Origin of the sequence: Pseudomonas petrae (genome assembly GCF_021728295.1) — a bacterium.
GTDB classification, from domain to species: Bacteria; Pseudomonadota; Gammaproteobacteria; order Pseudomonadales; family Pseudomonadaceae; genus Aquipseudomonas; species Aquipseudomonas petrae.
Window position 1 is genome coordinate 289,092 of record NZ_JAKJXE010000001.1, and the last position, 13,398, is coordinate 302,489.

15 protein-coding genes are annotated in these 13,398 nt (G+C 60.9%); 7 read left to right on the forward strand and 8 right to left on the reverse strand.

What is annotated here, in order from left to right:
* Positions 1-182 precede the first annotated feature (182 nt).
* The 5 genes from phhA to L4G42_RS01240 all read left to right on the forward strand — a co-directional run bounded on the left by phhA (position 183) and on the right by L4G42_RS01240 (position 4,344).
* Complete coding sequence (gene phhA, locus L4G42_RS01220; protein WP_237250509.1) at positions 183-971, forward strand: phenylalanine 4-monooxygenase; 789 nt, start codon at positions 183-185, stop codon at positions 969-971.
* 49 nt (positions 972-1,020) lie between these two features.
* A complete protein-coding gene (locus L4G42_RS01225; protein WP_074890313.1) occupies positions 1,021-1,377 on the forward strand; it encodes a 4a-hydroxytetrahydrobiopterin dehydratase in 357 nt (118 codons plus the stop codon).
* 1 nt (position 1,378) lies between these two features.
* Positions 1,379-2,575, forward strand: a complete 1,197-nt coding sequence (locus L4G42_RS01230) for an amino acid aminotransferase (protein ID WP_237250508.1) — start codon at positions 1,379-1,381, stop codon at positions 2,573-2,575.
* 180 nt (positions 2,576-2,755) lie between these two features.
* The gene (locus L4G42_RS01235; protein WP_163023151.1) at positions 2,756-2,893 is read left to right on the forward strand and encodes a hypothetical protein; all 138 of its coding nucleotides are present in this window, start codon (positions 2,756-2,758) and stop codon (positions 2,891-2,893) included.
* Positions 2,894-3,129: 236 nt separating this feature from the next.
* The gene (locus L4G42_RS01240) at positions 3,130-4,344 is read left to right on the forward strand and encodes an MFS transporter (RefSeq protein ID WP_237250507.1); all 1,215 of its coding nucleotides are present in this window, start codon (positions 3,130-3,132) and stop codon (positions 4,342-4,344) included.
* 476 nt (positions 4,345-4,820) lie between these two features.
* On the opposite strand, the gene arfB is transcribed toward L4G42_RS01240, so the two are convergent.
* Positions 4,821-5,234 carry an alternative ribosome rescue aminoacyl-tRNA hydrolase ArfB gene (gene arfB / locus L4G42_RS01245; protein WP_065986956.1) on the reverse strand — a complete coding sequence of 138 codons (414 nt, stop codon included), beginning with the start codon at positions 5,232-5,234 and terminating at the stop codon, positions 4,821-4,823.
* Between the two features lie 53 nt (positions 5,235-5,287).
* Complete coding sequence (locus tag L4G42_RS01250) at positions 5,288-6,712, reverse strand: amino acid permease (protein WP_237250506.1); 1,425 nt, start codon at positions 6,710-6,712, stop codon at positions 5,288-5,290.
* 519 nt (positions 6,713-7,231) lie between these two features.
* On the opposite strand from L4G42_RS01250, the gene L4G42_RS01255 reads away from it, so the two are divergent.
* Positions 7,232-7,369, forward strand: a complete 138-nt coding sequence (locus L4G42_RS01255; protein ID WP_037013761.1) for a hypothetical protein — start codon at positions 7,232-7,234, stop codon at positions 7,367-7,369.
* Between the two features lie 70 nt (positions 7,370-7,439).
* A complete protein-coding gene (locus L4G42_RS01260) occupies positions 7,440-8,408 on the forward strand; it encodes a CgnE/CgnB domain-containing protein (RefSeq protein ID WP_237250505.1) in 969 nt (322 codons plus the stop codon).
* An 86-nt stretch (positions 8,409-8,494) separates the two neighbouring features.
* On the opposite strand, the gene rluB is transcribed toward L4G42_RS01260, so the two are convergent.
* From rluB to L4G42_RS01290, 6 genes are all read right to left on the reverse strand, one after another.
* Positions 8,495-9,742, reverse strand: coding sequence for a 23S rRNA pseudouridine(2605) synthase RluB (rluB, locus tag L4G42_RS01265; RefSeq protein WP_237250504.1), 1,248 nt, complete (start codon positions 9,740-9,742; stop codon positions 8,495-8,497).
* 213 nt (positions 9,743-9,955) lie between these two features.
* Positions 9,956-10,144 (reverse strand): DUF1289 domain-containing protein, encoded by a 189-nt coding sequence (locus L4G42_RS01270; RefSeq protein WP_163022138.1) that lies wholly within the window; start codon positions 10,142-10,144, stop codon positions 9,956-9,958.
* Positions 10,145-10,198: 54 nt separating this feature from the next.
* Positions 10,199-10,990, reverse strand: a complete 792-nt coding sequence (scpB, locus tag L4G42_RS01275; RefSeq protein ID WP_237250503.1) for an SMC-Scp complex subunit ScpB — start codon at positions 10,988-10,990, stop codon at positions 10,199-10,201.
* Between the two features lie 17 nt (positions 10,991-11,007).
* Complete coding sequence (locus L4G42_RS01280) at positions 11,008-11,706, reverse strand: segregation and condensation protein A (RefSeq protein WP_237260540.1); 699 nt, start codon at positions 11,704-11,706, stop codon at positions 11,008-11,010.
* A gap of 128 nt (positions 11,707-11,834) precedes the next feature.
* Positions 11,835-12,467: an L-threonylcarbamoyladenylate synthase gene (locus tag L4G42_RS01285; protein ID WP_108121457.1), complete on the reverse strand. Its 633-nt coding sequence runs from the start codon at positions 12,465-12,467 to the stop codon at positions 11,835-11,837.
* A 13-nt stretch (positions 12,468-12,480) separates the two neighbouring features.
* Complete coding sequence (locus tag L4G42_RS01290; protein ID WP_237250501.1) at positions 12,481-13,341, reverse strand: PHP domain-containing protein; 861 nt, start codon at positions 13,339-13,341, stop codon at positions 12,481-12,483.
* Positions 13,342-13,398: the final 57 nt, after the last annotated feature.

Genomic DNA, 13,398 nt, shown 5'->3' on the forward strand with positions numbered 1-13,398 from the left:
GGCGGATGTATTCAGGCGAAGCTGCCTGAACGTCACGATTTCTTTACAGTTTATCGGGCAATGCTGTGCAGAACGGGCGGTACCCCCTGCCGCTGGAGGCGCCAAATCAGCTATCAATAGCCCAATCAGGTTTACCCCCTATCGCATCGCTCCATATAAGAACAAACCATCAGGAGAGCCCCATGAGTACGCAGTACGTCGCCCGCGAGCCGGACGCCACCGGATTCATTGATTACTCCGACGCTGAGCACAGGATCTGGAACACCCTCATCACCCGCCAACTCAAGGTGATCGAAGGCCGTGCGTGTCAAGAGTATCTGGACGGCATCGAACAACTCGCCCTGCCCCACGACCGTATTCCGCAGCTCGGCGAAATCAACCGCGTGCTGGGCGCAACCACGGGTTGGCAAGTCGAGCGCGTGCCGGCGCTGATTCCCTTTCAAACCTTCTTCGAGTTGCTGGCCAGCAAGCGATTTCCGGTCGCCACGTTCATTCGTAGCGAAGAAGAACTCGACTACCTGCAAGAGCCCGACATCTTTCACGAGGTTTTCGGACACTGTCCGTTACTGACCAACCCCTGGTTCGCAGAATTTACCCACACATATGGCAAGTTGGGTCTGGCAGCCAGCAAAGAGCAGCGCGTGTACCTTGCCCGCCTCTACTGGATGACCATCGAGTTTGGCCTGGTCGACACGCCCCAAGGGCGCAAGATCTACGGCGGCGGCATCCTCTCCTCGCCCAAGGAAACGGTTTACAGCGTGTCATCAAGCCCTGAACATCAGCCCTTCGACCCGATAGAAGCCATGCGCACGCCCTATCGCATCGACATTCTGCAGCCGGTGTATTTTGTGCTGCCGGACCTCAAGCGTCTGTTCGACCTTGCCCACGAAGACATCATGGGCATGGCCCGCACCGCGGCCGAACTGGGCCTGCACGCGCCCAAATTTCCCTCTAAAACAAAAGCCGCCTAAAACAAAGGCTGCCTAAAAAAACGCCTGAACCCGATCAAGGAATCTGCCAATGACCGCTCTCAATCAATCCCAGTGCGAAGCCTGCCGCGCCGACGCCCCACAGGTCAGCGATGCCGAGCTGCCGGATTTGCTCAAGCAGATCCCGGACTGGAACATCGAAGTGCGTGACGGCGTCATGCAGCTGGAAAAAGTCTTTCTGTTCAAGAATTTCAAATTTGCGCTGGCGTTTACCAACGCGGTCGGCGAAATTGCCGAGGCCGAAGGTCACCACCCGGGTCTCCTGACCGAATGGGGCAAAGTGACCGTGACCTGGTGGAGCCATTCCATCAAGGGGCTGCACCGCAACGATTTCATCATGGCCTCCCGCACAGACGAGGTGGCCAAAAGCGCCGAGGGCCGTAAGTAAAATGCATTTCTCACAGATTCAGCGCGTACCGGACGATCCCATCCTGGGCCTGATTCAGGCCTACGCCAAAGACCCGAATCCGAACAAGTTCGACCTGGGCGTGGGCGTCTATAAAGATGCGCAGGGCCTGACCACCATCCCCCGCGCGGTGAAAATCGCCGAGCAGCGGCTGGTCGACTCGCAGCCCACCAAGAGTTACATCGGTGGCCATGGCGAACCGCGTTTCGGCACGCTGATCTGTGAGCTGGTCATGGGTGCCGATTCTCCACTGATTGCGAGTAAACGCGTCGGCGCCACCCAGACACCCGGCGGCACCGGGGCACTGCGGTTGAGCGCAGACTTCATCGCCAATTGCCTGCCCGGCAAGGGCATCTGGCTGAGCGATCCGACTTGGCCCATTCACGAAACCATCTACGCCGCGGCGGGCCTGAAGGTCAGTCACTACCCCTACGTGGCCAGCGACAACACGCTCAACGTGCAGGCCATGCTGGAGACGTTGAAGACCGTTCCCGAGGGCGACGTCGTGCTGCTGCATGCGTGCTGCCACAACCCGACCGGGTTCGACCTGTCCCATGATGACTGGCACGCAGTGCTGGAAATCGTCAAGCAACGCAACCTGCTGCCGCTGATAGACTTCGCGTATCAGGGTTTTGGCGACGGTCTTGAAGAGGACGCCTGGGCGGTTCGCCTGTTTGCCGGCGAGCTGCCTGAGCTGCTGATCACCAGCTCCTGCTCGAAAAACTTCGGCCTGTACCGCGAGCGCACCGGCGCGTTGCTGGTCTGCGCTGACACCACCGAGAAGCTGATGGATGTGCGCAGTCAGCTGTCCGCGACTGCCCGCAATCTGTGGTCGAACCCGCCGGATCATGGTGCCGCCGTAGTGGCCGAGATTCTGGGCGATCCTGAATTGAAAGCCCTGTGGGCTGAGGAAGTCGAAGAGATGCGTAGCCGCATTGCGCAACTGCGGGTCGGGCTGGTCGAGGCACTGACACCGCTGGGTCTGGGTGAGCGTTTCGCCCATATCGGCGTGCAGCGCGGCATGTTTTCCTACACCGGCATGAACGACGACCAAGTGGCGCGGCTGCGGAACGACCACAGCGTGTACATGGTGGCGGCGGGTCGGGCCAACGTCGCGGGGATCGACGCCATGCGGCTGGATGAACTGGCAGCGGCGTTTGCAGCGGTTTGCAAGGGCTGAGGCGATCACCGATCCGACGCTTTTACAGGGCCGCGCGCATGTTGTAGGAACCCATCCTCACTACATGACCAGCGGCCCGCATTTAAAAGTCTGATTGTCATTTGTACTGCTGTATCCTCCCTGAGCGTCTTCGGACGCGCTGTTCAATTCAGCCGCAACACACTTGTGAGGAGCGACGATATGCATGAAATCCCGAACTTCCCCTTCCCAAGCCAAACCCAGCAAAGCGCAGCAGCCCGCCAGGAACTCGGTCAGCCGATCGAGATGAAAGCCAGCGGTAAAAGCAACGACAGCAGCAAAGCCCAAAGCCCGCGCTGAAGGCTGATTTTTCAGCCCCTATGGAAGAGCGTCTTCAAGGTGTATTTCCATAAGGGCTGAATCATTCGCGACAGGCTTCACCTCTGCTTGACCCCGAACCCAGATCCACCCATCCGCTACTCCCATGAACCGCCGTGCCTCGCTATCATGTGCCCTCGCGCAGATTCAAGCGTCTACGCTTCAACCCGATTGACCCCTCGCTGCTCTTTTTCCGTCGTAACCGTGGATCTATGCCCATGCCAGACGCTTCGAGCGCTGCCCCTCAACGTCCTATGGCTGTCACGCTGCAGGTTGTTTCCATCGTCCTTTTCACCTTCATCGGCTACCTGAACATCGGTATTCCGCTGGCCGTATTGCCCGGTTATGTGCACACCGACCTTGGCTTTGGCGCGGTGGCCGCCGGGCTGGTGATAAGCGTGCAATACCTTGCGACACTGCTCAGCCGCCCCTACGCCGGGCGCCTCATCGACACCCGAGGCCCGAAGAAAGCGGTGATCATCGGCCTGTTCGGCTGCGGGTTGAGCGGCGTGTTCATGCTCCTCGCCGATTGGTTCGACGCCTGGCCGATGGTCAGCCTGATCAGCTTGTTCGTGGGCCGGCTAGTGCTCGGCAGCGCGGAAAGCCTGGTCGGCTCTGGCTCGATCGGTTGGGGCATCGGTCGCGTCGGCGCCGCCAACACGGCAAAAGTGATTTCCTGGAACGGCATTGCCAGCTATGGCGCGTTGGCCATCGGCGCGCCGGTGGGTGTGTTGCTGGTCAACGCGTTGGGCCTGTGGAGCATGGGCGTCAGCATCATGCTGCTGGCAGCGCTGGGGATTTCCCTGGCCTGGAAGAAAACCCCGGCACCGCTGGTGCATGGCGAGCGCTTGCCCTTCCTTCACGTGCTCGGGCGCGTGCTGCCCCACGGCACCGGGCTGGCGCTGGGTTCGATCGGCTTCGGCACCATCGCCACCTTCATCACGCTGTATTACGCCAGCCACACCTGGCCGAATGCGGTGTTGTGCCTTAGCCTGTTCGGCGCCTGTTTCATCGGCGCACGCCTGCTGTTCGGCAACCTGATCAATCGCATCGGCGGCTTCCGCGTGGCGATTGCCTGCCTGTCAGTGGAGACGTTGGGGTTGCTGCTGCTATGGCTGGCGCCAAACCCGAATCTGGCATTGGCCGGTGCGGCGCTGACCGGCTTCGGCTTCTCGCTGGTGTTCCCGGCGCTCGGCGTTGAAGCGGTGAATCTGGTGCCGCCGGCCAGTCGCGGTGCGGCAGTGGGGGCTTATTCGCTGTTTATCGACCTGTCGCTGGGGATTACCGGGCCAGTGGCGGGCGCCGTAGCGGCAGGTTTCGGCTTTGCGTCGATCTTCCTGTTTGCCGCGCTGGCTTCACTGAGCGGCCTCGGGTTGAGCGTTTACCTGTACAAGCATGCGAAGACGATGCGGGAAAAGCCTGCTGCGCTGTGAGGCTACATTGACTGCAGGGGATGCCCCGTCGTCCATGTGCTGCGCTGTCGCGCAGCAAACACAATCCCTGTGGGAGTGACTGGGGTGGCGCTGCCACAGTTCATCTGTCGTCAGATGCATCTGCGGGGGTGTCATGTCTGACGAGGGCCGGCTTGCTGGCGAAATGGATTGGGTCAGCAATATTTTGCGTTGTCTGGCCTGGCGCGTTCGCCAGCAAGTCGGCTCCTACAGTGGGCCGGCGTCAAACCCCGAGTCCGGGGTGGATGCAAATCCGTAGGAGCCGGCTTGCTGGCGAAAGCGGGGGGTCTGTAACGGCAGTGTTGCCTGAACCGCCGCATTCGCGGGCAAGCGCGCTCCTACAGTGGGTCGGCGTCAACTCCCGGAGTCTGCAGTGTATGCAAATCCGTAGGAGCCGGCTTGCTGGCGAAAGCGGTGGGTCTGCAACGGCTACTGCCAGTTGATCGCGCAAGCGACATTCAAAAATCGACCTTGCCCCGCCCTGCCTTGATCGACCCGCGCTTGGTCTTCGACTCCAGCCGGCGGGTCTTCGAGCCCAGGGTCGGCTTGGTCGGCCGGCGCTTTTTCTCGACCTTCCCCGCACTGATGATCAGCTCACTCAGGCGTTCCAGCGCATCGGCACGGTTCTGCTCCTGCGTCCTGTATTGCTGCGCCTTGATGACGAGCACGCCGTCGCTGGTGATGCGGCTGTCACGCAGCGCCAGCAGGCGTTCCTTGTAGAACGGCGGCAGCGACGAGGCGTTGATGTCGAAGCGCAGGTGCATGGCGCTGGACACCTTGTTGACGTTCTGACCACCGGCACCCTGCGCACGGATGGCGGTCAGCTCGACGTCGCTGTCCGGCAGATGGATGTTGTTGGAAATGATCAGCATGGCAATCTGTGTCCTGGTTTGAAGCCGCCGCGACGTCACCGGCGGCTCTCGCCTTATTTGATGATCGACGTACGCTGGGCCATCGACTCGCTGTTGGCCTGGCGCTTGTTCTTGATCACATAAAACACCCACATCGCCGCCAGCCAGACCGGGATCGCGTACACCGAAATCCGGATGCCCGGAATCATCAGCATGATCCCCAGAATCAGCACCACAAACGCCAGACAGACATAGTTGCCGTACGGGTACCACAGCGCCTTGAACAGCGGCTGCTGGCCGACCCGGGCTAGGTGCTGGCGGAATTTGAGGTGCGAATAGCTGATCATCGCCCAGTTGATCACCAACGTGGCGACCACCAGCGACATCAACAGCTCAAGGGCGTTTTGCGGCATCAGGTAGTTGAGCAGCACGGCAATCAGCGTCACCGCCGCCGACACCAGAATCGCTCGCACCGGGACGCCCCGACTGTCGACCCGCGCCAGTGACTGCGGCGCATCGCCCTGCTCGGCCATGCCAAACAGCATGCGCGCGTTGCAATAGGTACCGCTGTTGTAGACCGAGAGTGCCGCCGTCAGCACGACGAAGTTAAGTATGTGCGCCGCCGTTGTGCTGCCCAGCATCGAGAACACATGCACGAACGGGCTGCCGCTGTAGGCATCGCCGGACGCATTGAGGTCAATCAGCAGAGCGTCCCACGGCGTCAGTGACAGCAGCACCACCAGCGAGCCAATGTAGAAAATCAGAATCCGGTAGATGACCTGGTTGATCGCCTTTGGAATGATGGTCCGCGGCTGGTCCGCTTCCGCGGCGGTGAAGCCGAGCATTTCCAGGCCGCCGAACGAGAACATGATGAACGCCAGCGCCATGACCAGGCCGCTTACGCCATGGGGGAAGAAGCCGCCCCGATCCCACAGATTGCTCACCGACGCTTGCGGGCCACCCTCGCCGCTCACCAGCAGATAACTGCCCAGGGCAATCATCCCCAGAATCGCCACGACCTTGATGATCGCGAACCAGAATTCGGCCTCGCCAAAGACTTTTACGTTGGCCAGGTTGATGACGTTTATCATCACGAAGAACACGGCCGCCGAGGCCCACGCCGGGACTTCCGGCCACCAGTACTGGATGTATTTGCCGACGGCGGTCAGCTCGGACATGCCCACCAGAATGTACAGAACCCAGCAGTTCCAGCCCGACAGGAAACCGGCAAAGCCGCCCCAGTATTTGTGAGCGAAATGGCTGAACGACCCGGCCACCGGCTCTTCGACGATCATCTCGCCCAGCTGGCGCATGATCATGAAGGCGATGAAGCCGCAGACGGCGTAGCCAAGGATCATCGATGGGCCAGCGGACTTCAGCACCCCTGCCGAGCCCAGGAACAGACCCGTGCCAATCGCCCCGCCAAGGGCGATCAATTGGATATGGCGGTTCTTCAGACCACGCTTCAAGTCACCCGAATGGGACATGTTTTCACTCATTGGCAAACCACCTTGGCGCGCTTGTCCGTGACGGAATCGAACCCGACGCGCTCATGACGCGGCGGAGGGAAACGGGGTGGGTAACCCCGAGGGGCAGGCGTCCATACGCCGGTGGATCACAGAAAAAACGGGCGCGCATTGTACACCGCTCACAGGGTATTTGGCGGCGAAGAATTCCCGGTAGTGGAACCGGCTTTAGCCGGGAAATGCACGGCAAGTGGGACCGGCTTCAGCCGGGAAGCCGTTATCAACCCAACACCCGACACAATTCTGTCGCAAAAATAAATTCACCGAAATCAAACGTCCTGCGACGTTGTTTTCGCTGCAAGTTTCGAAAAGTCCGGCGAAATGCCAGCATTTGCCGACTGATTTTTACTTTGCAACAGTCTGACTATTGCACTAGTTTTTTCAGTGCTTGCTGGCCACGAAGGTCAGTGTGCTTCCATGACGAGGACCAAGGGCTCAGCCCTTTCGTCCTCGCTGCATTCGGCAAGTACGTCATTCTCAGGAGATTCACCTATGCAAACAGTTGAACTGGCTCTGGAAGAAGAACTGCAATTGGACGATTGGTTTGAAGCACCGACTCATGATGCCGCTGTGGAGATGATGCAAGCCGACGCCGTGGTGGCGTTTGGCACCGCGATGTGGCCGTTCTAAAGCAGCTGAAGGGCGAATGCGGCTAACGCGTTCGCCCTCTTGTTTTAAGCATTTGGAGCGGAGCGCACCCATGGACAACAACAGCGCCATCGAACACTTCCTGTATTACCTGCAACACCACCCCGCCGTCACTGGCATGAACACTCCCCAAGTACTACTGGCTCACACCCCGGAATACCGCAGCATCGTCGACGGCATTATCGAAAGCTCGACGGCGCGGGATTTTTTTCGGTTCAGCACACTGCCGCTGGACAGTTCCCCTATTGGCGAACTGGCAGAAGCCATCACCGATTCCGATCTTTTCGTCCTGTTTTACGACGCCTCTACGCTGCCCAATCCTCGCGCGGAAGGGCCGCCGTTCATTCGTCAGTTGCAGGAGGTGATGTCGGCGCAGTGGAAGAAATCCCTGCTGTTCAAAGATTACGGCGACTATTTCTACGACACGTTCAGCGTTCAGCCCGAGCGCATCGCGCAGCTGAATGCGGCGCTGATCGACACCATGAACCAAGGCGAGACCCTCAGCTTCAGCGACGATCACGGCTCCTACATCGAGGCTCCGCTGCGCGAGCTGAAGAAGTGGACCAACATCAACGGCGTCGGCAACTACGACCTGGCACCCGGTGAGATCGCCACCCACAGCGAATCCATCAACGGCCATGTGCGGTTTCTCGGCACGTTTCTCAGCACCATCCCTTTCGCGCGCAAGTACGGGATCATCGAGTCGCCACTGGATTTATGGATCGAGAACTCTGTCGTGACCCGCATTGCCACCGACGTACCGGGGCTGGAGCACGACTTCAATAAATACCTGGACGCCAATCCCTCGAACCGGCGCATCGAAGAACTGGGGATCGGCACCAACGAAGGCGTCAGTCAGCTGTACGCGCGTAACGCAGGTTTCGAAGAGCGCCACTGCGGGCTGCATCTGGGACTGGGCGGCGGTGCCAAGGGCAGCCATCACATGGACCTGATTTTCAACAGCGGATCACTGGCCGTGGACAAGCGCGTGGTGTTCGACGGGACTGCCTACGTCGTCTGACTCCTGGGCTAGGCGCGCATAAAAAAACGCCAGTCTCTCGACTGGCGTTTTTCATTTCAGACCGCTGTCAGTGTTTCACAACGGTATTACTCAGGCTTGCGACGACCGAAGCCCGGACGCTGACCGGTGCCGCTTGGCGGGCCGCGGCGTTTGCCGGACGGGGTCTTGTCGTCCACCAGGCCGATGCCGGGACGCGAAGGCTTCGGCTTGGCAGGACGCTTGTTCATGTCGCTCGGACGTTCCGCCACCGGCGTGCCGCGACCACTTTCGCTGCGGGCGCTGTCGCCACGTGGATTGCCGCCACGCGCAGTGTCGCCACGGCCACCGATGGCCGGACGCGGGGTGCGCGCCGGACGACCGTTTTCCGCAGGCTTGCGCGCCGGGCGCTCGCCATCAGCCAGACGCGGCTCGCGGGCCGGACGATCCGGGGACACCGCATCCTTGGCCGGACGAACCTGACGGACACGCTCGCCCTTGCCCAACGGACGGGACGACTGGCGCTGCAAACGCTCCAGCTTGTCCTTGGTCTTGGCATTCATCTGCGGCATCGCGACCGGCGTCAGGCCGACCTCGGCGCTGAGGATGTCGACTTCCTGCTGACTCATTTCGCGCCAGCGACCCATCGGCAGATCGGAATTGAGGAACACCGGACCGAAACGCACGCGCTTCAGGCGGCTGACCACCAACCCCTGGGATTCCCACAACCGGCGAACTTCACGGTTGCGGCCTTCCATGACCACGCAGTGGTACCAGTGGTTGAAGCCTTCGCCACCCGGCGCCTGCTGGATGTCGGTGAAACGTGCCGGGCCGTCTTCCAACACCACGCCAGCCTTCAGGCGCGCCAGCATGTCGTCATCGACTTCGCCACGGACGCGCACGGCGTACTCGCGGTCCATTTCGAACGAGGGGTGCATCAGGCGGTTCGCCAGTTCGCCGTCGGTGGTGAACATCAGCAAGCCGGTGGTGTTGATGTCCAGACGACCGATGTTGATCCAGCGGCCTTCTTTGGGGCGCGGCAGGCGATCAAAGACGGTCGGACGGCCTTCAGGGTCGTCACGGGTGCAGATTTCACCGTCTGGCTTGTTGTACATGACGACGCGGCGAACGGTTTCGGCGGCTTCTTCGCGTCGGATCACGCGACCGTCGACCGTAATGGCGTCATGCAGATCGACGCGCTGACCCAGAGTGGCCTGAACGCCGTTGACCTTGATGCGGCCTTCGCCGATCCAGGCTTCAACGTCGCGACGGGAACCGACGCCAATGCGCGCCAGGACCTTCTGCAGTTTTTCGCCTGCTGGGCCGATCTCTTTGTCTTGCTTGTCTTGTTCACTCATCTGGGCACCTCCCGGTGTGTCGAATCAGGGCATGCGCGAGTGGGCATGGCCTGTGGCCCGGCTCTCTGGACGAAAGCGGCTCCGGATCAGAACAACTCTGAAGCGGAACGGGCGGAAAACTGAAATCCCTGGCGCGTGTGGATCGCCAAAAGGTCGCGAATCATACGCGCCTGAGGCGCGTTGCGCATCAGAGACTAGATGAAAAAATCAGGCTTACTTCTTTTTCCGCCGACTGGCGCCCTTGAGTTTGATCAACCGCAGGGCCGACTCGGCGAGCACCGAGCGCTTTTCGTCCTTCTCCATCTTCTTCCAGGATTTAATCTCGCGCTTGCTGCGACCGCAACCGAGGCAAATCTCTTCGTCGAACTTGCAGAGGCTGATGCAGGGATTCTTGGTGCTCATGGGTTCGCCTGAGTGAGGAATTGGGCGCTGTGCATCTTCCTGCCACAGCGATCGTCACCGCGGATCTTCATCGTCCTGCGGCGGCTCTTCCAATTCAGACTCTATATCGGCCTCATCGAGCAATAAATCGTCGAAGTCTATTTTCAGGCCCTGCTCCATGGTATCCAGCTCGGCCAGCAGGCTGCGGAAACTGGTCTCATCCCGAGGCGCTTCAGGCTCTGCGTCGGCATCGAGCGACAGGCTGGCGTCGGCCAACGCCTGCAGATGCGCAGGCACAGGCGCGTCGTCGAATTCCAGCACCGGCTCGGTTTCCATCTCGCGCAAGTCGGCCAGCGGTGGCAGCTCGTCGAGGTTCTTCAGGTTGAAGTGGTCAAGAAAGGCTTTGGTGGTGGCGAACATCGCTGGCTTGCCGGGCACGTCGCGGTAGCCGACGATCCTGATCCATTCGCGCTCCATCAGGGTCTTGACGATGTTGCTGTTGACCGCAACGCCGCGCACGTCCTCGATCTCGCCCCGGGTAATGGGCTGGCGATACGCGATCAGCGCCATGGTTTCCAGCAGCGCCCGCGAATAACGCTGCGGTCGTTCTTCCCACAGGCGCCCGACCCAGGGCGCGAACTTCTCACGGATCTGCAGGCGATAGCCGGTGGCGACTTCTTTCAGTTCAAAGGCGCGGTTGTCGCAGGATTTACCCAGCAACGTCAGCGCCTTTTTGAACACCGGAGGTTCGGGCCGTTCGCCCTCTTCGAACAGCTCGTAGAGACGCTCCAGGGACTGCGGTTTTCCGGAGGCGAGCAGAAACGCTTCGAGCAACGGCGCCAGATCGCGGGGTTCATTAAGGTTCATTGATCAGTTCTTGCTCTTTATTCGGCTCGCGCCCGCACATGAATAACGGCGAAGGCTTCGTTTTGCACCAGCTCCACCAGTTGCTCCTTGACCAGTTCCAGCACGGCCATGAACGTCACCACCACGCCCAGCCGCCCTTCTTCTGCCGTGAACAGCTCGGCGAAGGGCACGAAGCCCGCCCCTTTCAAGCGCTCCAGCACATCGCTCATACGCTCGCGGGTGGACAGCGCCTCGCGGCTGACCTGGTGGCTTTCGAACATGTCGCCACGGCGCAGCACGTCGGCCATCGACATCAACAGCTCTTCGAGGGCGACGTCCGGCAACAACTTGCGCACTCGCGCTTCGGGAGCCTCAAGCCTTGGGACCACGACGTCACGGCCCACGCGAGACAGTTCATCGATGCTTTCTGCCGCCGCCTTGAACCGCTCGTACTGCTGCAAGCGGCGGATCAGTTCGGTGCGGGGATCGCCCTCTTCTTCCTCGGCCATTTCCGAGCGGGGCAGCAGCATGCGCGATTTGATCTCGGCGAGCATGGCGGCCATGACCAGGTATTCGGCGGCGAGCTCCAGGCGCACGGTTTTCATCAGCTCGACATACCCCATGTACTGACGGGTGATTTCCGCCACGGGGATGTCGAGGATGTTGATGTTCTGTTTGCGAATCAGGTAAAGCAGCAAGTCCAGCGGGCCTTCGAAAGCCTCGAGGAACACTTCCAGCGCATCCGGCGGAATGTACAGGTCGACCGGCATCTGCGTGACGGCCTGGCCGTAGACCATGGCAAACGGCAGCTCTTGCTGCGCGCCGGCCTGACTGTCGATCCGAGCGTCCAGGGTTTGCGCCTCGGTCACTCGACTTCGACCCCGAACGGCGTCGGATCACCGCAGCCCACGCGCACCACCTGCGGCTCGCCATCGGTGAGATTGACCACGGTCGACGCCGAAATGCCGCCCTCGCCTGCGTCGATGATCAGGTCCACCTGATGCTCGAGGATCCCGCGCATCTCGTAAGGGTCACTCATCGGAATGGTCTCGCCCGGCATGATCAGGCTCACGCTCATCAGTGGCTCGCCCAGTTCCTGCAGCAGCGCCTGAGCAATGGGATGACCCGGCACGCGCAAACCAATGGTGCGCCGCTTGGGGTGCAGCACCAAACGCGGTACGTCACGGGTGGCGCCGAGGATGAAGGTGTACGGCCCCGGCGTGTGCGCCTTGAGCACGCGAAACGCCGCCGTGTCGACCTTGGCGAACAACCCCAGCTGCGACAGATCACTGCACATCAGCGTGAAATTGTGTTTGTCATCGAGTTGACGCAGGCGACGGATGCGCTCGACGGCCGTCTTGTCGCCCATCTGGCAACCCAATGCGTAGGACGAATCGGTGGGATAAACCACCAGACCGCCCGCCCGGATGATCTCCACGGCCTGCTTGATCAGGCGCGCTTGCGGATTCTCCGGGTGGACCTGGAAAAATTGACTCACGGTAATTTCCTGTTCAGACGGCAGTAGGCTGGTCATGTTTGAACCGACACCAAAGGGGCGGCAGGTCTTCGGGCAATGGGCGATAAACGCCGATTTCAGACCATGCGCCTGGGGCATGAAAATCACTGCCGGCACTGACCAGCAGACCGAATTCACGGGCCAGAATCGCCAGACTGCCGACCTGATCGGCCGGCTGCAGGCCGTTGACCACTTCTATTGCGTGGCCGCCGGCCTGAATGAAGTCGGCGACCAGCTTGCGACGCTTGCTGCGGGTGAAATCGTAATGCGAAGGGTGCGCGAGGCTGACCCATGCCCCGGCGGCGCGCAGGGTCGCCACCGTTTGCTCAAGGGTCGGCCAGTGTTGCTTGACGTCGCCCAGTTTGCCCGCGCCAAGCCATTTGCGGAACGCTTCGGCGCGGTCTTTGACGAACCCCTGATTGACCAGAAAGTCGGCAAAGTGCGGTCGGGCCGGCGCATTGCCGCTGTCGCCCAGTGCCTGCTGCACCGCGCGTGCACCTTCGAGCGCACCGGGCATACCTTTCATCGCCAACTTGCGGCTTATTTCTTCGGCCCGCAACCAGCGGCCGGTGTGCAATTGCTCGATGGCCTCACGCAATTGCGGGGCGTTCACATCGAACGCGTAGCCCAGCACATGAATGGTGGCACCGCCCCAGGTGCAGGACAATTCGATGCCGTCGATCAGCTGCATACCCAGCGCAAGCGCCGCAGCACGGGCCTCGGCGAGGCCTTCGACGGTGTCGTGATCGGTCAGCGCGAGGACTTTGACGCCGTGCTCGTGGGCACGCGCGACGAGTACCGCGGGCGCAAGGGCGCCATCGGAAGCGGTGCTGTGGCAGTGCAGATCGACGTTCATAGGGGCGCTTTCGCAGTCATTGATGTTTGTTATTATGCCGTCACATCCAGCTTCTGG